Annotated in this window: 17 protein-coding genes and 1 pseudogene; 11 read left to right on the top strand and 7 right to left on the bottom strand. The window is 65.0% G+C overall.

Annotation, left to right across the window (positions count from 1 at the left end):
• The first annotated feature begins 1 nt into the window (after position 1).
• Together HWV67_RS05000 and HWV67_RS04995 are read left to right on the top strand one after the other, a co-directional pair.
• Positions 2 to 1,177, top strand: a complete 1,176-nt coding sequence (locus tag HWV67_RS05000) for a GNAT family N-acetyltransferase (protein WP_175650190.1) — start codon at positions 2 to 4, stop codon at positions 1,175 to 1,177.
• A complete protein-coding gene (locus tag HWV67_RS04995; protein WP_175650189.1) occupies positions 1,159 to 1,926 on the top strand; it encodes a ChbG/HpnK family deacetylase in 768 nt (255 codons plus the stop codon). The genes HWV67_RS05000 and HWV67_RS04995 overlap by 19 nt, the downstream gene beginning before the upstream one ends.
• Before the next feature lie 3 nt (positions 1,927 to 1,929).
• On the opposite strand, the gene HWV67_RS04990 is transcribed toward HWV67_RS04995, so the two are convergent.
• Complete coding sequence (locus tag HWV67_RS04990) at positions 1,930 to 2,127, bottom strand: hypothetical protein (RefSeq protein WP_175650188.1); 198 nt, start codon at positions 2,125 to 2,127, stop codon at positions 1,930 to 1,932.
• 110 nt (positions 2,128 to 2,237) lie between these two features.
• Here HWV67_RS04990 and HWV67_RS04985 point away from each other — a divergent pair, with 110 nt between their 5' ends.
• Positions 2,238 to 6,344 carry a dermonecrotic toxin domain-containing protein gene (locus HWV67_RS04985; RefSeq protein WP_175650187.1) on the top strand — a complete coding sequence of 1,369 codons (4,107 nt, stop codon included), beginning with the start codon at positions 2,238 to 2,240 and terminating at the stop codon, positions 6,342 to 6,344.
• A gap of 31 nt (positions 6,345 to 6,375) precedes the next feature.
• Here the strand turns inward: HWV67_RS04985 and HWV67_RS04980 are convergent, their stop codons facing one another.
• Positions 6,376 to 8,619: a bifunctional diguanylate cyclase/phosphodiesterase gene (locus HWV67_RS04980; protein ID WP_175650186.1), complete on the bottom strand. Its 2,244-nt coding sequence runs from the start codon at positions 8,617 to 8,619 to the stop codon at positions 6,376 to 6,378.
• Between the two features lie 153 nt (positions 8,620 to 8,772).
• Between HWV67_RS04980 and HWV67_RS04975 the strand changes: the two genes are divergently transcribed.
• The 4 genes from HWV67_RS04975 to HWV67_RS04960 all read left to right on the top strand — a co-directional run bounded on the left by HWV67_RS04975 (position 8,773) and on the right by HWV67_RS04960 (position 12,708).
• Positions 8,773 to 10,392 (top strand): NADP-dependent glyceraldehyde-3-phosphate dehydrogenase, encoded by a 1,620-nt coding sequence (locus tag HWV67_RS04975; RefSeq protein ID WP_175650185.1) that lies wholly within the window; start codon positions 8,773 to 8,775, stop codon positions 10,390 to 10,392.
• Between the two features lie 145 nt (positions 10,393 to 10,537).
• Complete coding sequence (locus tag HWV67_RS04970) at positions 10,538 to 10,999, top strand: VOC family protein (protein ID WP_175650184.1); 462 nt, start codon at positions 10,538 to 10,540, stop codon at positions 10,997 to 10,999.
• 96 nt (positions 11,000 to 11,095) lie between these two features.
• On the top strand, positions 11,096 to 12,292 hold the full coding sequence (locus HWV67_RS04965) for a hypothetical protein (protein ID WP_175650183.1): 1,197 nt from the start codon (positions 11,096 to 11,098) through the stop codon (positions 12,290 to 12,292).
• 92 nt (positions 12,293 to 12,384) lie between these two features.
• Positions 12,385 to 12,708 carry a hypothetical protein gene (locus tag HWV67_RS04960; protein ID WP_175650182.1) on the top strand — a complete coding sequence of 108 codons (324 nt, stop codon included), beginning with the start codon at positions 12,385 to 12,387 and terminating at the stop codon, positions 12,706 to 12,708.
• Positions 12,709 to 12,883: 175 nt separating this feature from the next.
• Here HWV67_RS04960 and HWV67_RS04955 read toward each other — a convergent pair whose 3' ends face one another.
• From HWV67_RS04955 to HWV67_RS04945, 3 genes are all read right to left on the bottom strand, one after another.
• Complete coding sequence (locus HWV67_RS04955; RefSeq protein WP_175650181.1) at positions 12,884 to 14,311, bottom strand: sigma-54-dependent transcriptional regulator; 1,428 nt, start codon at positions 14,309 to 14,311, stop codon at positions 12,884 to 12,886.
• Positions 14,277 to 15,770 carry a sensor histidine kinase gene (locus tag HWV67_RS04950; RefSeq protein ID WP_175650180.1) on the bottom strand — a complete coding sequence of 498 codons (1,494 nt, stop codon included), beginning with the start codon at positions 15,768 to 15,770 and terminating at the stop codon, positions 14,277 to 14,279. The genes HWV67_RS04955 and HWV67_RS04950 overlap by 35 nt, the downstream gene beginning before the upstream one ends.
• A gap of 125 nt (positions 15,771 to 15,895) precedes the next feature.
• Positions 15,896 to 17,350 carry a sensor histidine kinase gene (locus tag HWV67_RS04945; RefSeq protein WP_175650179.1) on the bottom strand — a complete coding sequence of 485 codons (1,455 nt, stop codon included), beginning with the start codon at positions 17,348 to 17,350 and terminating at the stop codon, positions 15,896 to 15,898.
• A gap of 235 nt (positions 17,351 to 17,585) precedes the next feature.
• Between HWV67_RS04945 and HWV67_RS04940 the strand changes: the two genes are divergently transcribed.
• From HWV67_RS04940 to HWV67_RS04925, 4 genes and pseudogenes are all read left to right on the top strand, one after another.
• The gene (locus HWV67_RS04940; protein WP_175650178.1) at positions 17,586 to 18,932 is read left to right on the top strand and encodes a hypothetical protein; all 1,347 of its coding nucleotides are present in this window, start codon (positions 17,586 to 17,588) and stop codon (positions 18,930 to 18,932) included.
• Between the two features lie 35 nt (positions 18,933 to 18,967).
• Positions 18,968 to 21,198 (top strand): annotated as a pseudogene (locus HWV67_RS04935) (Ig-like domain-containing protein).
• A 16-nt stretch (positions 21,199 to 21,214) separates the two neighbouring features.
• Positions 21,215 to 21,682 (top strand): curlin, encoded by a 468-nt coding sequence (locus HWV67_RS04930; RefSeq protein WP_175650177.1) that lies wholly within the window; start codon positions 21,215 to 21,217, stop codon positions 21,680 to 21,682.
• 17 nt (positions 21,683 to 21,699) lie between these two features.
• Entirely contained in the window at positions 21,700 to 23,145 is a 1,446-nt protein-coding gene (locus HWV67_RS04925; RefSeq protein WP_175650176.1) for a curlin, read from the top strand.
• A gap of 714 nt (positions 23,146 to 23,859) precedes the next feature.
• On the opposite strand, the gene HWV67_RS04920 is transcribed toward HWV67_RS04925, so the two are convergent.
• Positions 23,860 to 24,900, bottom strand: coding sequence for a Rieske 2Fe-2S domain-containing protein (locus HWV67_RS04920; protein WP_110972952.1), 1,041 nt, complete (start codon positions 24,898 to 24,900; stop codon positions 23,860 to 23,862).
• A gap of 182 nt (positions 24,901 to 25,082) precedes the next feature.
• On the bottom strand, positions 25,083 to 26,471 hold the full coding sequence (locus tag HWV67_RS04915) for a DUF1329 domain-containing protein (RefSeq protein WP_175650175.1): 1,389 nt from the start codon (positions 26,469 to 26,471) through the stop codon (positions 25,083 to 25,085).
• Between the last annotated feature and the right edge of the window lie 107 nt (positions 26,472 to 26,578).

Here is a 26,578-nt window from a genome sequence, read left to right as displayed (position 1 = left end):
GATGGGCCTGCGCCTGAGCTGGCTCGACTCGCTGGACGCGCCCGCCTTCCCGGCGCAGGCCTACGAACAACTGCGCCAGCGCCTGCCCCAGGCCACGCCGTTCAACAGCCTCGGCTGGTTGCGCGCGGCCGAGGCGGCACTGGAGCCGGGACACAGCTTGCAGGTGCTGCTCGGCTTCGACCGCGACCACCTGTGCCTGTGCCTGCCGCTGGTGCGCATGCCCTGGCGGGTCGGGCCGCTGACCTTGCGCGTGGTGCGCCACCTGGGTTATCCGCTGAGCGACCGTATCGGCCTGCTCATCGACCTGCCCGAGAGCGACGCACCCCAGGTGCTGCGCGAGGTTCGCCGGCACCTGCCCCACGCCCTGCTGCAACTGAACGAAGTCACCCAGGGCGAGCCGTGGTTGCTGCACTGGGGCTGGCGCAGTTCGACCTACGAACGGCGCCGTGCCTGCAATGTGCCGGTGCATCAACTCAGCGCGGCCGACCGCCAGGAAGTCAGCGGTGATCCGCGCTACAAACTGCGTCGCGCGCGCAAGCGCATCGCCGCCTGCGACGCACAGGTTCGCCGCGTGGTGCTGGATGCCGATAACGCGAGCGATTGGCTCGCGCGCATCGCCAAGGTGGAAGACGCCAGCTGGAAAGGCGACGACGGCGTCGGCATCTTCAGTACCCCCGCCTCCCGCGCCTGGATGACCCAGGCCCTCAGCGCGCTGGCCGGCGAAGGCCGCGTGCGCCTGGTGGTGCTGGAACTGCACGGCCAGTGCATCAGCTACCGCCTCGGCCTTCTGGAACAGGGCCGGCTGTACGACTACAACCTGGCCTTCCTGCCGCAACACGCGGACTTGGGCAGTGGCCGGGTGTTGTTGCAGGAGTGGATCGACTGGGGCCTGGACGATGGCTGGCAGTGGATCGACGCCTCACGGGTCAGCCTGGAGAACTCCAGCCACCAACTGCATGAACGCATGAGCGGCCAGGTCGAGCACCTGCGCCACAGTTTCTATAGCTGGCGGGTATCGGGCCTGGGCCTGGGCCTGGCACTGCGCCTGTGGCGCCACTGCCAGCCGTGGCTACGCTCAAACAGGCCGGGCCGGCAACCGAAGATGCCCGCCACCGAACACCCGCCAGCCCCACACCGCCCCGCCACAGGAGCCACGGAATGTCCTTCCAGGTCATAGTCAACGCCGATGATTTCGGCCTCAGTGAACACGTCAATGCGGTGATTCTGCGGGCCTTCAATGCCGGGCTGATCAGCTCGGCGACGGCCATGGCCAACATGCCGGCATTTCGCGGCGCCTGCGCACTGGCCCGGCTGCCGGCGCTGCGCGGGCGCATCGGCCTGCATTTCAATCTCAGCCATGGCCAGCCGCTGAGTGACGCCATCCGTGAGCAGCCGTTGTTCTGCAACGCCGCCGGTGAGTTCGCCTTCAGGCTGTCGCGCAACAGCCTCTGGCTCGGACGCCGCGCGCGCCAGGCGGTGGAACAGGAACTGCTCGCGCAATGGCAGCACTGCCTGAGCCTGGGCCTGTTGCCCAGCCACCTGGATTCGCACCAGCACGTACACAACATCTGGCCAATCGGCGAAATCGTCGCCCGCTTCGCCGCCCGCGAGGGCGTACCGGTGAGGCTCGCGCGCAACCTGGGGCGCAACATCGGCCCGGCCAAGCGCGTGTTCAAGACTTTGCTCAACCGCCGTTTGCGCCATCTGGCCGGCGCGACCGCCGACTACGTCTGCACCCCGGTGGACCTGCGCGACGGCCTCGCGCCACGGCACGGCTTGCTGGAAGTGGTGGCGCACCCCAGCGCCTTGGGCAGCAATGATTTTGGCGATGCCTATCTGGGTTCCGGAGAGTCGTTGGCAAGGTTGCTGGAGCAGCAACTGCAGACAGTGCCACGGGTGGGCTATCGGGTGCTGGCGGGGAGCTGACCCTCAGCCTTCGCCCTCGCCGATCTGCGGGAAATGCCGGCAACTCTTGCGCTCGGCCATCTGCCGGTCGGTGGGACGCTCATCGACGAAACGCGGCGGCCCATCGCTATGGATTTCCAGGAAACCCCAACGCAGGTCGGCTTCGGTCTGCCCGGGCTTGGGCGGTTCGAACCACCAGACTTCGCGGCTGATCAGGGCCATGGTCGATTTCCTCGGGTGACGGGCTATTGCTCAAACCATAGATAACTATTTGCCACCGCTCCATTCGCACTTCGCGGTGTGCTTGCGCTCCCTCACATGGAGCGCCCGTCATGCCGCAAATCCCTCACACCGTTTCGCCCGCCGCCGACTTCCACCAACAGGTGATCAAGGAACGCCTGCCGGCCTGGACCCAGCGCCTCAGCGCCGAACAGATCAATCGCCTGGAGTACCTCAGCAATGACAGCGAACAGCCCTGGCTGCTCAATGCGCTGCCCGCGCTGCGCGAAGAGTTCGAGCAGCTGCAACGCCGCCTGCATGCCTCGACCTTCGACCTGGCCAAAGCCATGCAAGGCCTCAAGCTGATCACCGATTTCGCCACGCCGCTGCTTGAGGATCGCCTGCACCGTGTGTTTGACCTGCAAGCCGATCTGAGCCGGCTGAAGCTGGTGCGCTTCAGCCGCGACTGGAACTGGATGCTGATGCAGGCCGAGCTGAACCACGTGGTCGAACCGCTGTTGCAGGCAGCGCTGCAGAACTTCCCGAAAGACTTCGAGTGGCAACCGGAGAGCGTGGCCATCGACGGTGATTTCGTGGTCGGTTCCCACCTGGGTTACCCGCGCTATCACTACAAGGGCCTGCCCTTCACGGCGCAACAATTTGCCCAGGAATGCCATGTCCTGGACCTCGGCCAGCGCTACCAGCAGCATCTGGATGGCGTGCTGGGGCGCACGCAAGTTCGAGACCTGGGCATCGAGGTGCGCAAGCTGCAGTTTCACCGGGACCTGTTGGTCGCCCGTATCTGCTACAACCTGCGCGATGACTGCGATCCAGTGCTGAGCCTGATCGCCGAAAACACTGCCAGCCCGCACTCGCCGCGCTGTCAGCGCCTGAACCTGTTTGACATCGATATTCTCGACGCGGTGCTGATCTACCCCGCCCGCGACTCAGAGGCGGTGATGCTGTACCTGCCCGGGGTCGAGGATGGCGCGCTGACCCGTTATCCCACGCTCGGCGCCTGCCAGCGCGATCTGGTTCGGCGCCTGTGCCAGCCGGCCTTCCGCCAGCGCTTCATGCGCTTTATCCAGCATGACAACGCGCCACACTTCGCCAGCGTCCTGCAGCGCAACCTCACCGGGCAAACCCTGCCGGCCGATCGCGACAGCGTTTGGCAGGCGGCCGCCGACACCGACCTGCGCTGGAGCGAGAACGGCATTGACGGCGAGCTGTTCGGCTACCTGCAAGACCGCCACCACCGTCGCCTGCTCAACGAGGCCCGGCAACTGGCGGTGCCCAGCGCCGACGCCGACGAAGCGGCGCGCCAGCAACGCTTGCACGACTGGGAGTCACGCGGGCTCAACCTGCTGGGCGTCGCCGCGTTCTTCATCCCCGCCGCCGGGCAATTGATGACCCTGGTGTTCGTCGCCCAGGTCCTCGACACCGTCTACGAAGGGGTGAAGTCCTGGCGCCATGGCGATATCGACGCGGCGCTGGCCAGCGTCAAGGCCGTGGCCCTGGACGGGGTCATGGCGGTGGGCGGGGGCGTGGCGTTTCACTACGCCAACACCTTCACCGGCAAGTGGCTGGAGGTCATGCGCCCCGATGGCACTCCCCGGTTGTGGAACGCCGACCTGACGCCCTACCAGGTGCCCGCACCGCCAACCGACATTCCCCTCGACCCGCTGGGCAAACGGGTTGTGGACGCGAATCACCTGCTGCCGCTGGACGATGCGCATTACCAGATAGCGCCGCATGCCGACGGCCAGCGCTGGCAAATCGTCCACCCCGACGACCCGTACGCCTTCCGGCCGATCGTCGAGCACAACGACCAGGGCGCCTGGCTCGCGGCGCACGAATCGCCGCTGGACTGGTCGCGGCGCACGCTGCTGCGGCGCATCGGCCATCAGGTCGAGGCGTACAGCGACCAGGAACTGGAAATCGCCAGCCGGGTCAGTGGCATCAGCCGCGATGAACTGCTGGATATCTACCTGCGAAGGGCCCCTGCCCCCACCCGATTGATCGACACCGCGCAGCGCTTGCGCGGCGACGTACCGGCCGAGGACCGTCTCGACGCCGCGCTCGAAGGCCTTTACCTGCCGCGACGGCGCTGCACTGCCAGCGACCGCCTGACCCTCTGGAGTCTGCCGCGGGAAAGCGCCTGGCCCGCCAACACCCGGCTCGAACTGCGCAACGGTGGGCCTTCCGGTCCGCTACTCGAACGGGCCGGCGAACGTCAGGCCGGCGACTTGCGCCTGATCGTGAAAACCGCCGATGGCTATCGCCCGGTACTCAACGACCAGCCACTGGCGGTCACCGAAGACCTGTTCGCGGCGCTGGCCCAGGTCATGCCCGAGTTCAGCGGCGACGCCGAGGCGCTCAAGGCACGAATAGCCGAACACGCCCTGGCGGACCGTGAAAGCACCCAGCGCTGGCTGTGGTCCGGGCACGATTACGGCTGGACTGACGATGGCCGTCTGTTCGGCGGCACCGACCGACCGGACGTGTACCCGCTGCCGAGCACCAGCGGCAATCTGCTGATCACCCGCTACCGTCGGCTGTACCCGCGCGCCAGCGACGCCTCTGCGGAAATACAACTGGATCAATGGCGGGCCTCTGCCCGGCCCCCGCACCTGGAACTGCGCGCGCTGGAGCGCCAACTCGAATACCTGCGCACCACGCTCGGCCAATGGGCCGACAACCGGCCCGCGCGCACCCGTATCCGCGACGCCCTGCTCGACAACTGGCAACGCCAGACCGCCATCCCGTCAGTGCTCGACCTGTCCGCATTGAACCTGGTCGATACTGACTTCACGGACTTTCCCCATCTGGCCGAGGGCTTTGCGCATGTCAGTGAACTGAGCCTGGACAGCAACGAACTCCAGGGCATTCCCGTCTTGCTGACCCGCCAGTTGCCCGGGCTGCGCTGCCTGTGGGCGGCGTCTATGCGCCTGCGCCACATGCCCGAAGGGCTCGGACCGCGCTTGACCACCCTGGAAATGACCGACAACCAGATCACCTGGAGCCCGGCGTCGCAGGCGGCCCTGGAGCAATGCACCAGCCTGCAGGTGCTCAACCTCGCCGGCAACCCGCTCGAAACCCCTCCGGACATCACCCGGCTCCTGGCGATGCGCGACCTTGGGCTGTTCGACACCGATCTGCACGAGTTCCCGGCCGGCCTTGACCTGGCGGATAACCTGGAACACCTCGAAATGGGCGCCAACCAGATCGCCGACCTGCCCGAGCCGCTGGGGATGAGCGAGGCGGCGCAGTTGGCCCTGAGCCTTGAGCAGAACCAGCTCAGCGCGGCTACGGTCGAGCGGATCGAGGCGCACTTTCGGGAAACCGGCATCGACCTGATGGTCTCGGCGGCGGACTACGAAGAACTGCTGCTCGGCGCCAGTACGCAGATCATGGCGTGCTGGGAACGGGTCAGTCGCCTGATGCCGCTGCAGTATCGTCGCGACTTGCGGGAGCTGGTCGGGAGCAACGTGTTCCAGACAGCCCCGACCACCACGCGACGTCGAATCTGGGTCATGTTGCGCTGGCTGGAGACGCCCAGGGCAATGGAATCTGCGACCAGCGTCGATGCCCGCAGCCTGCTGTCGTTCGAGCTGGCCGCCGACCTCTGCGAAGAGGTGGCGTTTCCGGGGCTGCAACTCACTCCTCGCCAGCAGACCGAACACGTTCTCAGCGTGGCGGTAGGCGCTATTCGTTACCTGGCCGTCAACGATGCACTGCGCCTGCGGTTTCCGATCATCACTGAACTCGAGTTCGAAATCTTCCGCGCCCGCACGCTGCAACGGGTTTCTGTCGATATGCCGATGCGCCTCGCACCGACGCCGATTGAAATCGTCTACACCCGGCTCGCCGGCGGGCGGCTGGAATCGCTCGACGCCAATTGGACCACGCAACTCCACGAACAACTGCGCGAGCTCGACCCCAGCACCATGGCTGGCCGCGCAGCCTTGTTGGCCGAGCGGCCGGACGGCGAATATGCCTATGCCTTCTGGGTCAGCCATCTACGCCGACGCTATGCCGCCGATTTCGAACAGTTGCAGGAGCAGGCGGATACGCTGCTGGAAACCGCCGAAAGAGAGATGAACGAGGGGGATTACGTGGTCGAAGCCAATCGCCTGCGTCTGCAGTTCGAGGCCGACCAGCGCAGACTGCTGGACGACCTGACCCGCGCCATCGCCGACGGCACCCAGACCCGCTGGTAACCCGCCCCGGCCAGCCGCACTGGCCGGGAACTCAATACTCGACGGCGGTAAAGCGCTCTCCCGCCAACCAGTGCTCGAACAGGTCGGCCGGCATCGGCCGGCCGATCAGGTAGCCCTGGCCGTGATCGCAGCCGGCATTGCGCAGGAACTGATGCTGGGCGTGGGTCTCGATACCTTCGGCAGTGATGCGGTAACCCAGGGCATGGCCGAGGTCGATGATCGCGCGGGTGATCGCCACATCGTTGACGCCATGGGGCAGGTCCTTGATGAAGGCGCGGTCGATCTTCAAGTGGTTGATCGGCAGCGATTTCAAGTACGCCAAAGACGAGTAACCAGTGCCGAAGTCATCTACAGCCGTGGCTACGCCGAGTTTCTGCAAGCGTGCCAACACATCACACGCATGCTGCTGGCTCTCCATCAGCAGGCTTTCGGTGATCTCCACTTCCAGCAGGTTCGGGCTCAGGCCATGGCGCTCCAGGGCCTCGGTCAGGCTGCGCACATAATCACTGCGTTCGATCTGCAAGGCCGCCACGTTGATCGCGATCGGCCCGGGCAACAGCTCGCGGTCGCGCCACTTGCGGACCTGCGCGCAGACCAGTTCCAGCACGTGCTCACCCAACGGAATGATCAGCCCGGTGCGCTCGGCCAGGGGAATGAAGTCCAGCGGCGAGACCAGTCCCTTCTGCGGATCGCGCCAGCGCAGCAGCGCCTCGGCGCCTTCGACCCGACCGCTGAACAGGTCGATGCGCGGCTGGTACCAGAGTTCGAATTCATGCTGTTCCAGCGCGCGGCGCAGCGCCCGTTCAAGGGACAGGCGCTGTTGCAGGCGCTCGGTCATGTCGCCGTGGTACAGGCGCCAGGCATTGCGCCCGCTTTCCTTGGCCGCGTACATCGCAGTGTCGGCATGGCGCAGCAGGCTTTCGGCGCTGTGCCCGTGTTCGGGGGCCACGGCGATGCCGATGCTGCCGGTGACCAGCGCGGCGTTGCCCTTGAGGTCGAACGGCTGCTGCAAGGCACGCAGCAGGCCATCCACCACCTGGCAAGCCTGTGCCGGGGTACTGATGCGGGTGAGGATAAAGGCGAATTCGTCACCGCCAAGGCGGCAAATGGTGTCATCGATGCCGACACCGTCCTTCAACCGCTGCGCGGCCTGCGCCAGCAGCAGATCGCCAAGGTCATGGCCGAGGCTGTCGTTGACCAGCTTGAAGCCGTCGATGTCCAGCACCAGCACCGCCAGTTGCACCTTCGGCGCGGCCAGCGCCTGTTGCAGGCGGTGTTGGAACAGCACGCGATTGGGCAGGCCGGTGACCGCATCGAAATGCGCCAGGTGTTCCAGTTGCGCCTGGGAATGCTTGAGTTCGCCGTTACGCAGGTTGATCAGGCGGTTGCTGCGGTTCAACTGGGCGACGAACAGGCTGAACAGCCCGGTGGTGGCCAAGGCGAACAGAAACAGCGGCGAACTGAACAGGCTCATGGACGACCAGCCCTCACGCGGGGTCGCCGCCAGTTGCCAGATGCCGCCGGGCACATCGACATTGAGCGTCACCGAGGGCTGCTTGAACATCCCAGGCTCGCCCCAGATCATCGCCCCGGCCGCGCCTTCGCCGTCACCGCCACGCAATGCCAGGTGGAAGCTGGCGTCCTCGCCAACCCCGGAGGCGCGCAGCAGGCTGTCGATATCCGCCACCACCGAGACATTGCCCCAGTACAGGCGCACACCCTTGTGGCCCTTGAGGAACACCGGACGCCGGTAGATCAGCGCCCGTCCGCCCTGGTAAAGCTGCACCGGCCCCGCCAGCACCGGTTCGCCGCTGTCGCGGGCACGCTGCACCAGCGGGTATTGCTCCGGCAGCGTCCGGTAGTTCAGGCCGAGGATGCTTTGGTTGTTGTGCAGCGGGTAGACGTCGGCGATGACGTCATTGGGCGCCAGCGAGACATGGCGGATATAGCGCACCGACTCGATGGCCTGGCTCGCCATGTCGTGAAAATGCTCAGGCGAAATATCCCCGTCGGCACTGAGCAACTGTGCTATCCCTTCAGTCTCGCCAAACGCCGAGCGCATCTGCGCCTCCAGACTGGCGCGGATACCGGACAGGCGCATGCTCGCCGTCGCGATCATTTCGCTTTCCTGGCGCTGCACGTCCAGCCGGCCGAGGGCGATGGACAGCCCGATGCCAATCACGGCAAAGCCAATGGGAAGCAGGCGGTAAGCGGTAGAGCGCACGCTGGTGGGGAGGCTGCGGGGGGCTTCGAGGGCGAAAATTCTTGTCGTCATACGCCGAGCTGCTTGCATCGAATTACTCGGGTTATCGGCGGACGAACGGCAATATTGAGGCGGGCTGGCTTTTTTTTGCGGCCTGGGTTTATTCTCGGCTGAAACGCTTCATCTATCCGTTTCACCATTCGAAGAACAAAGAGGTGTCGTGCCATGGATCGTCTGCTGGATTCGCTGTTTCCCACTGCCGAGGACATTCCCGAGGCGTACCGCCTGGGTGAGCCGCTGGAGCAGCGCGATTACCTGGTCAACGGCGAACTGCGCCGTTGGGACGGCCCGCTGGCCACCGTGCGCAGCCCGGTGTGGCTGCGCGAAGGCAATGAAGAGCGCCAGGTGATCCTCGGCAGCGCCCCGCTGCTCGATGCCGACACCGCCCTCACCGCCCTGGACGCCGCCGTGCACGCCTACGACAAGGGGCGCGGCGCCTGGCCGACGATGCGCGTGGCCGAGCGCATCCGTCATGTCGAAGGATTTCTCGGGCGCATGCGCCTGCAACGCGAGGCGGTGATCAAGCTGCTGATGTGGGAAATCGGCAAGAACCTCAAGGACGCCGAAAAGGAATTCGACCGCACCTGCGATTACATCGTCGACACCATCGGCGCCCTCAAGGAGCTGGACCGCCGCTCCAGCCGCTTCGAACTGGAACAAGACACCCTCGGCCAGATCCGCCGCACCCCGCTGGGCGTGGCGCTGTGCATGGGCCCTTACAACTATCCGCTGAACGAAACCTTCACCACCCTGATCCCGGCGCTGATCATGGGCAACACCGTGGTGTTCAAACCGGCCAAGTTCGGCGTGCTGCTGATCCGGCCGCTGCTCGAAGCCTTCCGCGACAGCTTCCCGGCCGGGGTAATCAACGTCATTTATGGCCGTGGCCGTGAGACCGTCAGCGCACTGATGGCCAGCGGCAAGATCGACGTGTTCGCCTTCATCGGCACCAACAAGGCCGCCAGCGACCTGAAAAAACTCCACCCGCGCCCGCACCGCCTGCGCGCAGCCCTCGGCCTCGATGCGAAAAACCCGGGCATCATCTTGCCCGACGCCGACCTCGACAACGCGGTCAGCGAGTCGATTACCGGCGCGCTGTCGTTCAACGGCCAGCGCTGCACCGCGCTGAAGATCCTCTTCGTCCACGAACAGGTGGTCGACAGCTTCCTGGAAAAATTCCAGGCCAAACTCGCCGCCCTCAAGCCCGGCATGCCCTGGACCCCGGGCGTGGCCCTGACGCCGCTGCCGGAGCCGGGCAAGATCGATTACCTCAACGGCCTGGTGAGCGACGCCGTCAGCCAGGGCGCGCAGGTGCTCAACCCCGGTGGCGGGCAGAGCCGCGGCTCGTTCTTCTACCCGGCGCTGCTCTACCCGGTGAACCCGGCGATGCGCGTCTACCACGAAGAGCAATTCGGCCCGGTGGTGCCTGTAGTGCCCTACAGCGACCTGCAAACGGTGGTCGACTACGTGCTGGACTCGGATTTTGGCCAGCAACTGAGCCTGTTCGGCAATGACCCGGAGGCTATCGGCCGGCTGGTGGACACCTTCGCCAACCAGGTCGGGCGGATCAACATCAACGCCCAATGCCAGCGCAGTCCCGATACGTTCCCGTTCAATGGCCGCAAGAACTCCGCCGAAGGCACCCTCTCGGTCCACGACGCGCTGCGGGTGTTCTCCATCCGCACGCTGGTGGCCACGCGCTTCCAGGACAGCAACAAGCAGTTGATCAGCGAAATCATCCGCAACCGCCAGTCGAGTTTCCTGACCACTGATTACATTTTCTAAGGACCGTCTGGCGCATCGCTTACCATCCGTCCAGCGCAAGCGGCGACGGATTTGCGCTTTTACCATTCCTGTACAAACATACAGCGATACGCCCGGGCATCTTGCCCGGGTCGTCCGTTGGCATTGGCTACAGGAGGAACACGCAATGACCGCAAAACCCATTCCCGAAGGTGCCCACAGCATCACGCCGTACCTGGGCATCAAGGACGCGCATCACGCCATCGATTTCTACAAGGCCGCCTTCGGCGCCGTCGAGATGTTCCGCCTCGAAGGCCCGGACGGCCGCATCGGCCATGCCGAGCTGAAGATCGGCGACTCGTCGATCATGCTCGCCGAGCCCTGCGATCAAGCCGCACTGGTCAGCAGCCAGTCGCAACCCGGTGTTTCCGTGGGGCTGCACCTCTACGTCGAAGACGTCGACGCCCGTTACGCCCAGGCGATCAAGGCCGGGGCCACCGAGGTCAATCCGGTGCAGGACCAGTTTTACGGCGACCGTAGTGGCACCTTGAAGGATCCGTTCGGTAACCTGTGGTTCATTTCCACCCACAAGGAAGACCTCTCGGTGGAAGAAATCCGGGCCCGGGCAGCGAAGTTGTTTGGTGGCTGATCGCCGGCTTTTTGATAGTGTGCCGGGACCGCTTCAGCGGCCCATCGCGACGGTTCGGCGCGATGGGCTGCAAAGCAGTCCCTCATGGAATGGGCAATGCGAATAATCGAAAAAAGCGCCACCCTGGTGCGCACCCTCACTCCCGCTGAAGACGATCTTCTGCGCGGTTTCAACCGAGGCACCCTGGAAGGCCCGCGCCTGTTGCAGGCCAACCAGTTGCTGATGAAGGTCCGCGCCGCCGGTCACTGGCTGGCCTGTGACTGTCAGGCCAAAGCCATGCCGGTGCTCAACGTCACCCTCAACAGCCACACCGGCACGCTGTTCCTGAAGAACAACCCCGGCACCGCCGAGCACGCCGCTGACTGCCCGTTCAGCAAGGACGAGCGCGAAGCCGGCGACAGCGAGAATCCCGACACCCCGCCCGCTGCCTGGCTGGCCCCGGACACCCCGCTGCGGCTGATTGGCGATTTTCGCCGCGCCGGCAGCGATGAGTCCGCAAGCGCCGGTGCCGGCGCGGGTGACAAGCGCGAGCAGCATCGCCTGCTGTCGTTGCTGCTGACGCTGATCGAGGCCAGCGGCCTGAACGTCTACGCCACCCACCTGAAAAAGGACCTCACCGGCCAGTTCGCCGAGCTGCGCGGCGTGGCCGGGCGCTACCCGTTGATCGACCGGGTGCCGGCCAGCAACTACCTGGAAACCCGCCTCGACATGAAGCACATGATGATGCTCAAGGCGCGCCTGCGGGAATCCACGGTGTTCGGCAACCACCGGCGCCACGGCCTGCTGCTGGATTGCGTCAGCCAGATCAAGGGGCGCAAGGTCTACAACGAGCGCAGCGAAGACGGCTTCGACTTCCAGGGCCACCACCTGCTCTGGGGCGGCAGTCGCACGCCCGGGCCGTTGCTGGCCCTGGCGATCTACTCGCCGGCCAACGCCGGCAGCCATTTCTACGAACTGATCCATGTCGCCAGCGTGCCGGTGCTGTCCCGCGGACACCTGTTTCCGGTGTACCGCGATGAAGAGCGCGAGCCGCTGAAAATGCTGGTGTCGCTGATCGACTGGATGGCCAGCAAGGGCGTGCGGGTGATCATGCGCCGGCCGGTGATTGGCGGTCAGGTGATGGATGAGCTGGTGCTTAGCTCCGACCAGGACCGGGTGCTCTCGGTGTCCCTGACCGAACAGCCGCTGGGGCCGGAGCCGGAGGTGGAGAATTTCCGCCGCTATGCCGACTTCAAGAGCCTCGAAACCTTCCGCAAGTACGTGGCGGGCTTCTTCATGCGCGGGCGCGAGTAAGCGCCGCTGGTCGCCGCGGGGATGATCTGGATCGCACCCTTGTGCGAGGAGGCGGCCCAATGCCAGGTATCCCCGTGAAAAGGAGTTTGACCATGAAGCGCTCTGCCTTTGCCATACTGCTGTTCAGCGCCCTGCTCGGCACTCATGCCCTGGCTGACAACGGGCCGACCAATCCGAACCCGCCGTCTTCGGGCGTCGGTACCAACGCCGCCGATGTGCCGATGCCCAACGGTACCGATCCGCGTACCCAGGGCAGTGATCCGGGGCGTCAGGGTGGCGCGACTACTGACGGTACTGATCGCAGCAAGCCTAATGCCATTGATGGCACCGGGGCGGAAAACGGTGTGGGCAAGGGTGGGATCAATGGGACTGGCGGTAGCAATACCGGTGGTGGTGGGGCCGGTAGTGGGCAGTGATGGTGCAACTGTCTTTGGGGCTGCGTTGCAGCCCTTCGCGAGCAAGCTCGCTCCCACAGTGAACTGATGTCGTATTCAAATATCCAGCTTGACACCTACCCTGTGGGAGCGAGCTTGCTCGCGAAGGCCTGCAACGCAGGCCCAAAAGACAGCTCGCTCCCACAGCATAAGATCTTCACCACTGCCGCTTATCCGGCCGGGTCAGCCCCAGCTTTTCAATCCGGTAACGCAACATATCCCGGCTCAACCCCAACAACCGCGCCGACTTGGTGACATTCCAGTCGGTGCGGTCGAGCATCTTGCGCACCATGTCGCGCTCCACTTCCGGCAGGTTCATCGATTCCATCGGATCCGCCGGCGGCCGGGCGTTGAAGGTCGGGGCCGCAGGCATCGCCAACGGTTCTTCCACCAGACTCGGGCAGACATTCAGTTGCTGCGGCCCAATCACATCGCTACCGGCCAGCAACACCGTCTGCTCCAGCATGTTGCGCAGCTCGCGCACGTTCCCCGGCCAGCCATAACTGAGCATCAGGTCCTCGGCCTCACCACTGAAACGCAACGGCCCCTTGCCATAGCGCTTGGCATGCTGGGCGAGGAAATGCCGGGCCAGGATCAGGATGTCCTCGCCACGGTCATACAGCCGCGGCACCTTGATCGAGATGATCCGCAAGCGAAAGAACAGGTCACGGCGGAACTTGCCCTGCTGCACCATCTGCTCCAGGTTGCAGTTGGTGGCGCTGATGATCCGCAAATTGACCTTGCGCTCCTTGACCGCGCCGATGCGGCGGATGGTGCGGTCTTCCAGCAGTTTCAGCAGCTTGGCCTGCAGCAGCAGGTCCATTTCGCCGATTTCGTCGAGAAACAGCGTGCCACCATCAGCCGCTTCGACCAGGCCGACCCGGCGCTCGCGGGCATCGGTGAACGCGCCTTTCTCATGGCCGAACAGCTCGGCTTCCAGCAGGTTGGCCGGAATCGAGGCGCAGTTGAATTCGATAAACGGCCCTTTGCTGCGCGGCCCGTCGAAATGCAGGGCGCGGGCCACCAGTTCCTTGCCGGTGCCGGTTTCGCCTTCCACCAGCACCGGCGGCAGGTCGCCACCGGTCATGCGCTGCTCGGCATCGAGCAACTGCCGCACGGTGTGCTTGAGCCCGAGCATCGCCGGCGATTCGCCGATCAACGCCTGGATTCCGGATTTCGACGCCTCGCGCTCCTGATAGAACGACAAGGTCCGTTCCATTCGCTCGGTGGCCAGGGCCTTGTCCAGCATCAGTTTGAGTTCGGCCAGGGCCACTGGCTTGGTCAGGTAGTGGAAAGCGCCCTCCTTCATCGCCGCCACCGCGTCTTCGACGTTGCCGTAGCCGGTCATCATGATGACTTTCAGCTCCGGGGCCTGGGCAACCAGGGTCCGAAGCAACTCGTGACCGTTCATGCCGGGCAGCGAGTTGTCGGTCAGCACCGCGTCGGGCTGGATATGCTGCAAGCGCTCCAGGGCGTCTTCGGCGCTGTGGCAGACGGTCACCTCGAATTGCTTGCGTTCAAGGTAGGTCTGGATGTTCTGCGCAAGGAGTTCATCGTCCTCGACCAGCAGGATGCTGTGTTCCATGGTCCCCTCCGGCAACATTGAAAATCAGGCTGACACGGGTTCCTTCCTCCTCACGGCTGGCCAGGCTGACCGAGCCACCGAATCGTTCCATGATGCGTTTGACCAGTACCAGGCCGACCCCGAGGCCGCCCTGTTTGGTGGTGAAAAACGGTTTGAAGACCATCCGTTCCTGCTGCTGGCTCATGCCCTTGCCGCTGTCACTGACGACCATCCGCCATTGCCGCCCGCCCTGCTCCGGCGTCACCTCGACCCCCAGCAGGCCGCCCTTGGGCATGGCTTCCAGGGCGTTGGCGAACAGGCTGTTGAGGATCTGCGTCAGCAGCATCGGCTGAATCGACACGCTGGCGGCCAACGGTGTATTGACCGCCACCTCGACCCGATAACGCTCGATCTGTCCGGCGAAACTGGCCAGGGCATCGTCGATCGCACCGAGCAGGTCCACCGCTTCGGCCTCGTCGCTGGCCGGGCGCAATGACACCAGCAACTCCCGCACCCAGCGCGACATGCGATCGACCTGGCCAATGATGTCGGCGATGTTCTTCTGCGCCGGCTCGCTGGCAACCTCGTGGGCCAGCTCGGCGCTGGAGCGGATGGTGGCCAGCGGATTGCGCAGGCTGTGGGCCACCGCCGAGGACATCTCGCCCAGTGCGGCGAAGGTTTCGCTGGCCACCAGCCGGCGTTGCTGCGAGGCGAGCATGGCGGCGCCGCGACGGACGATCCAGAACAGCCCGAGGTAAATCAGCACGCCGCCAATGATGCTGCTGCTCCAGATCAGCACGTAGCCGCGCTGGATTCGCCGCACCAGGTCCTGGGGTTCCTTGTACACCTCGACCATCGACACCACCTGAGTGCCCGAGGCGTCGAACATCGGGATGTAGTTTTCGATAAACAGGTAGCGCGGCTCGCGTTCGAACTGCTGCTCTTCGCGCTCGTCGGCGGCCTTGTGGTAGCTGGCCGACACCGGTGTGCGCGAGGCGAAAGACTCATCGAGATCGTCATCGCCCTCGATCTTGCGGCCGATCAGTTGTGGATTGGTCGACCAGACGATGGTCCGGTCCAGCGCGTAGACATTGGCCAGCAACGTGTCGGGCAGGTGCTCGACATGGTCGAGGAACTCGATCCGCGCATCCGCCACCACCGACGCTTCGAGGCCTGGGTGCAGGGCGTCCAGTCGCGGGTCGAGCAGTTCGCCCATGGTCACGCTGGCGGGAATCCGCGCATGGCGCACTTCGGCCTGGGCCATGGCCTGGATGAACTGGGCGGTGAGCATCGCGTCGCGTTCGACGCTGTCGTTGACCACGAACCGGGTGGAGACATAACCCAGCGCAGCGGCCACGGAAGCGATGATCAACAGACTGACCAGCGAAAACCAGCGCAGCAGGTTGAACGGCTGCTGGTGCCGGGCAAGGCGTGCATCGGGCGGGCCGGTCACGGCCGCGTCATCGCTGTTCAGCACCATCGGACTGCTTCCTCGCAGGATGCCCGTGTCAGGAACTTATAGCCCAGCCACTCCGTGGCGCGTATCTGCCGTGCCGCCAGTGCGACGCACGGTGATGCCAATTTGCCTTTTTGCAGTCAGCGGGATCAGCCTTTCACCCGCCGCAACGCCACCGTCACCCAGGTCCCCTGCCCCTCGCGGCTGCCCAGTTTCACCGTGCCGCCAAAGCGCTCGACAATCCGCCGCACCAGCACCAGGCCCACGCCCAGCCCACCGCGCTTGGTGGTGAAGAACGGTTTGAAGGCCATGCGCAGCTGCTGGCTGCTCATGCCCTTGCCGGTATCGGTCAGACGCACGCTTACCAGACGCCGCGTGCGGGCCTGCACCCGCATGCTGAGCCGCCCGCCTTCGGGCATGGCTTCCAGGGCGTTGCTGATCAAACTGTTGAACACCTGCGCCAGCATCACCGGCTGGCCCAGCACGCGAATGCCGCTCAGGTCGTCCAGTTCCACCTGGACTCGCGCCCGGATGATCTGCGCGGCATGCGCCTGCACGCATTCGCGCAGGATGCCGTCCAGCGCCACCGGCTCGGCCTCGTCGCTGAGTGGGCGTAGCGATTGCAGCAGCTCGCGGACCCAGTGCGACATGCGATCGACCTGGCCGATGATGTCGTCGATGTTCTTTTGCGCCGCACCGTCGTCGAACTCCTGGGCCAGTTCAGCGCTGGAACGGATGCTCGCCAGCGGGTTGCGCAGGCTGTGGGCCACCGCCGAGGACATCTCGCCCAGCGCCACGTAGGTTTCGTTGTTCACCAATTGCTTGTGCTGCGCCGCCAGCACCCTGGCCGCACGCCGCACGATCAGGAACAGCCCGAAATACACCGCGCTGGCACCCAGCGCAGTGCCGAGCCAGAGCAACAGCAAGCCGCGTTCGATCCGTGCGATCAGATCGCGGGGCTCCTTGTAGATTTCCACCATGGCGGTGACCTGCTCGCCGCTGGCGTCGAACAGCGGGATGTAGTTCTCGATGAACAGGCGCTGCGGCGGCACCAGAAATTTCTGTTCGGAGCGGGCGTCATCGATGTCGTGGTAGCTGGCCGAGACGCGCATCTTGTAATCGAAAGCCCGTTCGAGGTCGTCGTCGGACTCGATCATGCGCCCCACTAGCGCCGGGTTGCTGGACCAGATCACCATGCGGTCTGGTGCGTAGATATTGGCCAGGAGCATGTCCGGCAAGTGGGCGATATGGTCGAGGAATTCCCAGCGGGCCATCTGCCGGACCTGCGCCGGCACGATGCTGAACGAGGCGTCCAGCCGCGGGTCGAGCAGTTCGCCCATGGTGCGGATGTTCGGCACCGCGACGTGGCGCACCTCCGCCTCGGCGATGGACTGGATGAACTGCGCGGTGAGCAGCGCGTCGCGCTCGACGCTCTCGTTGATGATGAAGCGGCTGGACACCAGGCCCAGGCCAATCGCCACGCTGAGAATCACCGCCAGGCTCACCACCGCGTACCAGCGCAGCAGGTTGAATGCCGGGCGCTCGCCTTCACCGTCGAGGGCGGCAGTTTCCAACGATTGGGCGGCGGGCGGCTGCAGGGTCATGGCGAATCCCCGGGCGGATGCCTTTAGGTATAGCGCAATGCCATGAATGCGGAATCTGCCCCACGCCACATTCCCCAATGCTGGGGCCAGTGCCCCGCCAGACGGCAGTGGGGAAACCCGGGGAAATCCGCTGCAGGCCACGCGCGGCAAGGCTTTCGTCGCGCTGGTACGGATGTTGCCGATGCTCGTGCAGACGACCCAATTTCCTGGGCCCGCTTGCAAGAGGAATACGCTCATGCACCGTCCAACGCCTCATCCGCTGGCTTTGCTGGTTCTGGCCGGCCTGCTCCAGGCGCCCGCCCAGGCGGCGCTGTTCGATGTCGACCCGGGCCCTTACCTGCACGCCACCGGCGGTTTCGCCGCCTGGGATCAGGACAGCCATGGCCGGGTTCTCGACCTGTGCCTGTCCAAGGCGGTCAGCTCGCGGGTGCCCGGCACCGCCGCGGCGCCTTCGTACATGTGCACCCTGCTGCCCACCCCCGGGGTGTTCGACGACACCCAGGCGATCAACTTCCCCAGCAATTTCCCCGATGAAGCCTTCTGGTTTACCGCCGATGCTGCCCTGGTCGATGCCGCCCGCGGTATCGACCTGAGCTTCGGCACGGCAATCGAAGCCGCTTTTGCCGCCGAAGAGCCGGTGGACGGCGATCAGGTCAGCTTTGCCCGGGTGCGCATCCGCGTCGATGTGGCCGCGCCGGGCACCTACGTGATCACCCATCCCTACGGCGTCGATGTGTTCGATGTGCCGGTCGCCGGACGCCGGGCGATCAACATGACCCGGGACATCGGCATCGGTGCGCCGCAGACCTACAACGGCGCGCTGAAAGGCGATGTCGGACCGTTCCTGCGCAGCGTCAACGGCCCCTACAGCGAAACCAACCCGCTGACCGGCGCCAGCGAGCGCTTCATCGGCGACCCGAACCTGGAAGAAGCCGTCACCGGCAGCCCGTTCAACACCAACTACGTGCGCATCGAAGGGCCCAACGGCCTGGACCTGCGCACCGAGGTGTTCTCGGTGTCCGGCAAGCTGTCCAGCGTCAACCGGCCCACCCCGCTGATCCCGCAGCGCAGCACCTACTCGCGGCGCACGGTCAACGGCAACCCGGTGGCCCAGCAAGACGTGTTCGTCCAGGCCCCGCCACAGCCGGCCACAGTCACCTTGACCAGTCAGAGCCCTAACCTGCCGCTGAGCGAGGCCAACCACACCGGTGCCTGGTACGCGCAGTCGGCGCTCAATCCGACCCTGCCGGCGCTGCTCACCGTGGCGGCCGACAACACCCCGGCGATCCCCAGCAGTACGCCGACCACTGCCAGCCTGCCGCTGGTGGACCTGGTCACGATCCAGCGCGCCGAGTACAGCCTTGGCTCCGGGCAACTGACCCTGATTGCCGCGACCAGCGATGAAGTCACCCCACCCACCCTCACCGCCCACACCGGCCATGGCGCCGCCATCGGTGCGCTGGGTGGCGAAGGCGCGGTGAAAACCCTGACCACCGGCCTGTCGCCGATTCCGCCGGCGACCGTCACGGTCACCAGCAGCAATGGCGGCAGCGACAGCGAAGAAGTGGTGATCCTGCCATGAACGCATTCACGCCAAGACCCGCCGCAGGAGGCAACATGAACAGATGGCCCCGCCTGGCGCTGTGTGCCGCCGGACTGACCCTGACCCTCGGCAACAGCGCCTGGGCCGGACTCGCCGCGGTCGATCCCGGCCCTTACACCTTGGCCACCGGGCGCTACCCGATGTGGTACCAGGACGACGGCGACCTGTCGCTGGAGCTGTGCCAGTCGCGCGCCGCCAGTTCGCGGCTGCCGGCGGCCACCCCGCCCAACTACATGTGCACCTTACTCCCGGAGCCGGGCATCTACGACGACGCCCTGCCGCTGGTGTTCCCCGACAACTGGCCGCCGGAGATGTTCTGGTTCCTGGCCGAGACCTCGATTCCCGCCGTGGGCAACAGCGGGTATGAGCTGGAGGTCTATGTCGCCGGTATCGAAGCCGCGTTTGCCGCCGAGAACCCGGTGGACGGCGACCAGCAGAGCTTCGCCCGCATCCGCATCCGCGCCGCGGTGCCCACTGCCGGCACCTACACCGTGACCCACCCCTACGGCGTCGAAACCGTCACCGTGGCAACGGCGGGCGCCGCGCGATCAACATCACCCGTGATATCGGCATCGGCGCGCCGGGCGATTTCAGTGGCGCCTTGAACGGCGCGATCGGGCCGTTCCTGCGCAGCGTCAACGGGCCGTACACCGAGATCAACCCGGACACCGGGGCGTCGGAAACCTATGTCGGCGACCCGAACCTCACCGAAGCGGTGACCGGCAGCCCCAACAACACCAACTTCGTGCGTATCCAGGGCCCGGCCGGGACGATCCAGACCAACCTGTTCAGCGTCTCCGGCAAAGTGCTGGACGCCCGCACCCAGACCGCCGCCGAACTGGACCGCGCCACCTACCGGCGCACCGCCGCCGGCAGCCGCGTCGAAGTGTTCGCCCGCTCGGCCAACAGCGCCAGCCTGTGCCTGCGCGAAAGCGTCGCGCTGGTGCCCGGCACCCCGCCGTCGCCCTGCCAGTACAACTTGCTCGCGGACAACAATGGCCTGTTCTTCAGCCAACGGCTGATGCCCGGCGCCCCGCCTGCCGTGGTGGTGCTCACAGCCAGCAGCCCGACCGGCACAACCCGGCCGACCTCGCTGTCGAGCAAGCTCAGTGACGTGGTGAAGATCCAGACCGCGCGCTATGACTGGGCCAACAAACGCCTGACCCTGCAGGCCAGTTCCAGCGACGAAGTGCTGGTGCCGGATCTGGTCGCCCAGGGCTACGGCCGCCTGTCCAAGTCCGGCACCGTGCAGACCCTGACGGTCAATGACCTGGCGCAACCACCGGCCAGCGTGACCATCAAATCCGCCGCCGGCGGCAGCGACAGCGAGCCGGTGCAAGTGGTCGGCAGCGCGCCAGTGCCGGTGGCCAATCAGGCCCCGCTGGCGGTAGCCGACAGCGGCAGCACCAGCTTCGGCGTGCCGTTGACCCTCAATCTGGTGGCCAACGACAGCGACCCGGACGGTGACCTGCCGCTGAGCATCGCCGACCTCACCCAGCCGGCCAACGGCCAGGGCAGCGTGGTGCTGAATGGCAGCACCTCGGTGACCTACACCCCGCCCGCCGTGGTCAACGCGCCAATGCAGGCCACCTTCAGCTACCGCGCCCAGGACAACAAAGGCCTGAAGTCTGCGGTGGCCACGGTGACCATCGCGGTCGCGCCGAACCAGCCGCCCGTGCCGGTCAACGACAGCGTCGCCACCCTCGGCGTACCGCTGGCCATCGACGTGCTGGCCAACGACGGCGACCCGGAAGGCAACCTGCCGCTGGAAATCGCCAGCGTCAGCCAGCCACCCGCAGGACGCGGCAGCGTGGCAATCACCGGCAATCAGGTCACCTACACCCCACCGGCCACCGTCACCACCGCGTTCAGTACCAGCTTCAGCTATGCCATCCGCGATTCGCTGGGTGCGTTGTCGGGGCAGGCGACGGTGAGCGTGCAAGTGTCGCCGCGACCAGCCCAGGAAACCTTCGCGGTCACCGCCGCGGTGGTTCAGGCCCGCTCCAATAACCGCTTCAACTGGGATATCTCGGGCACGTCCTCGGTGACCACTGGCAACACCATCACCGTGCAAGTGACCACGCCGAGTGGCCTGGTGACCCTCGGCACCACCACGGTGCCGGTGACCGGACGCTGGCGGCTGGTGGTGTCCAACAGCACCACCGTCGTGCCGAACGCCAACCCGACCGCCACCATCCGCAGCAGCCAGGGCACGGTGCGTACCGTCCCGGTTGTCGTGCAGTAACCCGGAGGATCGCCGCATGCCGCGCCTGACCCCACTGCTGCTGTGCCTGGCCCTGCTCGGCCAGGCCACGCAAGCCGACGACCTGATGGACAACGCCGACCTGGCACCCGGCGTCGACCTTGGCGAATCGCTGCTGCCGCAGATGGCACCGTCAGGCCAGCATGCGCTGATCGAACAGAACGGCCAGCTCAACCGGGCCGCCATCGAGCAGAACGGGCAGAACCTGCTGGGCACCATCGTCCAGTCCGGCAGCGCCCAGGAAGCCTGGATCCTGCAACAGGGCGCTGACCTGATGGCTGCCATCAGCCAGCAAGGCCAGGGCAACCAGGCGGCCATCGTGCAGAACGGCAGCAACAACCGCGCCGAGATATCCCAGGCCGGCAACAGCAACAACGCGACCATCCAGCAGACCGGCACCGGGCTCTCAAGCGCGGTGGTCCAGGCCGGCAATGGCCAGAACGTGTCCGTCAACCAATACCGCTAAACCCTGGAGGCATCACCATGTTCAAGCTCGCTCCTTTAAGCGCCGCCATTGTTCTGGCCCTTGCCGGCCAGGCCATGGCCGACGACAGCGTATCGAACCAGAACCAGCTCGGCACCGAGAACATCGCCGAGGTCAAACAACTCGCTGCGCCCAACAGCACCAGCAACCAACAGCAGACTGGCCTGGGCAACAACGCCGCCAGCCTGCAGGACAGCGCCACCGGGCAAATCCTGCAGCAGCACCTGGGCGAGTACAACGCCGGTTACGCCGAGCAGTTGTTCGAGTCCGGCAGCCAGATCAACCAGCAGCAGACCGGCAGCCTCAACACCACCCACGCCAGCCAGTCGATCGGCTACGAGAACCAGGCCACGCAGATCCAGTCCGGCAGCGGCAACTTCTCCTTCATCTACCAGGACACCCAGGAAGGCAGCCAGGCCGTGACCCAACAGTTCGGCAATGGCAACCGCGCCTATGCCGAGCAACTGTTCAGCGGCGTCGCCAACCAGTCGCAAACCCTGCAAATGGGCAACGACAACTACAGCGCCGCCGAACACATGCTCCACGAGAACGGCCAGATCAACATCCAGCAGTCCGGCGAAGGCAACTGGGCCTACGGCGAGCAGAGCTCGGGACAGGGTGGCGAGGTCAATATCGGCCAGAGCGGCGGCTGGAACAGCGTGCAAGTCTGGCAGGACACCCAGGTTTCCAGTCAGGCCAACGTCGCACAGTACGGCCAGACCAACGAAACCGTGGTCGACCAGACCTTCGGCGAAAGCAACCTGGCCAGCGTGATCCAGGCTGGCGACCTCAACGCCTTCTACGTCGATCAATTCGAATCGCTGCAATCAGTGGCGACCCTGTACCAGACCGGTTCAGGCAACGTCGGCTTCAGCTACCAGAGCGGCGACGGCCACCAGCTCAGCGTCAACTCCACCGGCAGCGGCAACCGTATCCTCGCCAGCAACTGGAAAGGCGAGCGTCTGGGCGGCCAGTTCGGCACCCAGCAACGAGCCCAGCTCAACCAGAACGGCACCGGCAACAGCGCCAACCTGACCCAGAACGGCGGCAACCAGTTGGCCCGCCTCAACCAGAACGGCACGGACAACGAAGCGCGGATCGACCAGGCCGACAGCAACAACGAGCTGTATTTCGAACAGAACGGCAGCGACAACCTGCTGATCGCCGACCAGCGCGGCACGCTCAACTACGCCACCGGCAGCAGTACTGGCAGTGGCAACAGCGTGACCCTCGACCAGAGCGGCAGCGGTAACCAGAGCTACACCTGGCAGCTTTATGGGCAGGGCAACGAGGCGAGTATCAAGCAGACCGATGGGGTCAATGTCGCCTATGTCACCCAGGGCGGGACGGCCAACCAGGCGACGGTGGACCAGAGTGGCATGAACCAGACCGCTACCCTTCAGCAGTTCGGGACTGGCAACCAGGCCAGCGTGCTGCAGCAGTGAGATTCCCGCTTGGCCGCGGCTGGCGATGGGCTGGTCGCGGTCTTTTTTTTGGGGTTTTGGCTTGGGTGCTGTGAGCTTATCCATTCGATGTGGCGAGGCTGCCGGCCCCTTCCGCCTCTACGGCGGGTCCATTTTGTCTTGGCAAAATAGACGAAAACCGCTCGCTCCTGCATCCGGCCCTACGCTGCGCTCCGGGTCCCCTCCTTCCGGTGTCTTGCGGGGCCACGCGGCCTACGACTTGCAAGCAAGTCTACATCTCGCGTCTTCGGCTGCGCCGAAGGGTGCTGCGCACCTGCCCCTTCAGACACCTCCACTCGGCCTCCTGACGTCGCACCTTGTGGCGTCTGAACTTGCGCGCATGAAGAGCAAAAGCAAGAGCTGGATCAAGAACAAATCGGTGGTTACCCGCTGTCATGTACGGGCTCATCGCCTGGCACTAGGTCAGCTCACAGCTCAAACACCCAAAACAACAACCTATCGCAAACTCGGCCACCCCTGAAACGACGCCACCACACTGACGCAACCCGGCATCTGTCGGCAGGCCTTGACGCTGCGTGGCTCAGGTGGCACCGACACCAGCACCGTCAGCACCACGAAAAACAGAATGGAAAAAGGAACACTGTAGGCAAGAAGGCTTTTTATTTTCATTGTCGGCATTCTCCGGACCTGTGGTTCGGTCAGGCCCGCCAGCGTGGCGGCGGGCCCTGGGGTCACTCAACGCTCATCGACGGTGACGATCTCGCGACGCTCGGCCATGCTCGCCGGCACCTGCTCTTCGTCGGTGAAGAACTGCTCATACCACTCGCGCAACTGGTAGACCGGGCCATCCGTCTCGGCCAGCACCGGCTTGTCGATACGGATCTTGTGCTTCCAGATGTCCACGTCCTGGTAGAACGAGGCGCGGTTGCCCATGACGTAGGCCTTGGCCACTTCCTGGTTCTGCTCTTCGGTCCAGCCCGGCACGCGCTGGACCATGCAGCCAAAGCGCAGCTCGAAGCTGTTGGGGCCAACCGGCACGTGGCTGTTGAGCAGGATGGCGTGGATACGCACTTCGCCGAACATCGAGCTGAGGTGGGTGAAGTGGGTCGCCGGGCCGTAGTAGGCCGATTCGGCAATCAGGTCGCCGCCCAGGCGCTCGGAGTCACCGTGGAAAATCTGGTGGCCGATATGGCCTTCGAAGATGTTGGAGAAGAATTTGGTCGGGGTGCCGTGCACCGGACCGAAGTGCTGGGCATCCACCAGGTTGTCGACCAGCTCGCGCGGGTTGGTCTCGATCAGCATGGTGTCGATGTTCCAGTCGTGAATCCAGTCCGGGCTGTCCATCACGTCCAGGTGCGGGATGACCACGCCTTCGCTCGGCGCCTTGCCTTCCGGGTTGTTCCAGATGAACAGCAGGTTGTTTTCTTCGCAGGTCAGCCAGGCGCGGGTCTTGGCTTTCGGCGGGATGCGCTTGCAGTACGGGATCTCGACGCACTTGCCGGCGGTGTCGTATTTCCAGTGGTGGAACGGGCACACCACGCGGTCGTTCTCGATGGTGCCCTGGGACAGGTCGGCGCCCATGTGCGGGCAATAGGCATCGAGGATGCTGATGCTGCCTTCGCTGGTGGCAAACGCCACCAGACGAGTGCCAAAGATGTTCAGCGTGTGCAGCTTGCCGTCACGGTAGTCAGCGGCGTTGCCCAGGCAATGCCAGCCGCGCGCATAGCGGTGAGTGCGCTGGGCATTGTCGAGGGAGATTTCAGCGAGTTTGGTCATTTTGTTGTTGTCCTCGGGTGAAAACCTGGGGGTCGGCTAATACCCCCTTTCTGAATGGGTGAATTCATGACCGCCATGATTGGGCAGATGCGCCAGGGGCTTCATCCTCCAATTGGACTAGGCGGTTTTGCAGCGTTCTCATCGCCGGCAAACCGGCGATGAGGCCCTTGGAAATCAGGCGATCACTGCCCGAAACGCCGCGCCGCCTCCGGTCCGAAATCCTTCGGACTGAAGCCCGGCTTGTTCAACTGGTAGCCGTTGCGCTGTTCGTTGATCAGGTTGAACGCCAGGTAGCTGCCGGCGTTGAGGTCGTGGTACAGCCCTACCCCGGCCTGCTGGCCGAAGGACTCGTAGGCGTAGAAGTAGTTGACCATCGAGGTGCGCCACAGCTCGCCACGGTTGTCGTAGTTGTCCGCGAGCATCGGGAACCAGGTGTCTTCGTCGATGTACAGTTTGCGTTTGCCGTACAGGTGGCGATAACCGGGCTTGAGGGTGCCTTCCAGTTCCCACACGCGGTGGCGCTCGTAGCGCATGGCATCGGGGTTGATATGCCCCGGAGTCAGCAGGTCGGCGTATTTGAGTTGCGGCGAATGCAGGCGGTAGGCGTTGTAAGGGATGTACATCTCGCGCTTGCCGACGATCTTCCAGTCGTAACGCTGGCCGGAGCCGTTGAACAGGCGCACTTCGTCGACGGTGATCGAGCCACCGCTGCCCGGGAACGACATGTCGAAACCGTAGCCCGGCGACTGGCGCACGCGGCGGGTGCCGGGGTCATAGCGCCAGGCCTGGCGTGGCTCGGTCTTGTCGTTCCAGAACTCGGTGCCGGTGTTGATCTCGCCCTTGTCGCGCTGCGGCAGCAGGGTTTCGTTGAGGTAGAACGATGAGTTGCCGGTGGTATCGCCGATCCGGCCCGGTTCCAGCGCCGGCGCCAGGTTGCGCGAATGCACGCGGCCCCAGTTGATGTTGCCGTCCTTGAGCACGTAGGCGTTGTCGGAGATGTACTCCTCGGTCCAGGCGCGCAGGGTGAAGGTCGAGGCATTTTTCAGCAGTTCCAGGCCGCTGCGCGGTACCGGGAACGGCGTCCCGCCGGTCTTGCCGACCACGCCTTCGCCGTCGTCCACCAGCTTGGCGATGGCGGCGTTTTCCTTGGTGGCCTGGCACACCGTGTCGCTGGGGCGGAAATCCCGGTGGCTGGGGTAGATCGGCATTTTGAAGGTGGCCGGGTACAGCTTGAACAGGGCTTTCTGGCCGTCGGACAACTGCTCGGCGTACTGCGCCAGGTTGGCGGCGGTGATGACGAACAGCGGCTTTTCGTCGGGGTACGGATCGATCGGGTGGTTGCCGGTGCCCTTGAAGTCCACCTGAGGCGGCACACCCAGCCACTTGCCGGAATACGCTGGAATGCTGCCATCGGCGTTACCGCTCTTGGCGGCACCCAGGCAGGTCAGCTCGGTGCCCAGGCGCGGCACGTCTTCAGGGGCGGCGCTGGCGGGGGCGATGGCGGTGCAGCCAAGCAGGGCCGCAAAAGTCCACGAAGCCAGGCCACGGGGGGCCAGGTTACTGCCGGTCATTGTTGTTCTCCTTGGAATACCGATAGCGGGGAGCCCAGTATCGGCAGGCGCCGGAGGCGACAGCATCGTCCGTGCGGACTAACGCATTTTGGGTGGTAAGGGGGTGG

This window comes from Pseudomonas sp. Marseille-P9899 (genome assembly GCF_903166565.1).
Taxonomy (GTDB): domain Bacteria; phylum Pseudomonadota; class Gammaproteobacteria; order Pseudomonadales; family Pseudomonadaceae; genus Aquipseudomonas; species Aquipseudomonas huaxiensis.
This window is presented reverse-complemented; position numbering and strand designations above follow the sequence as displayed.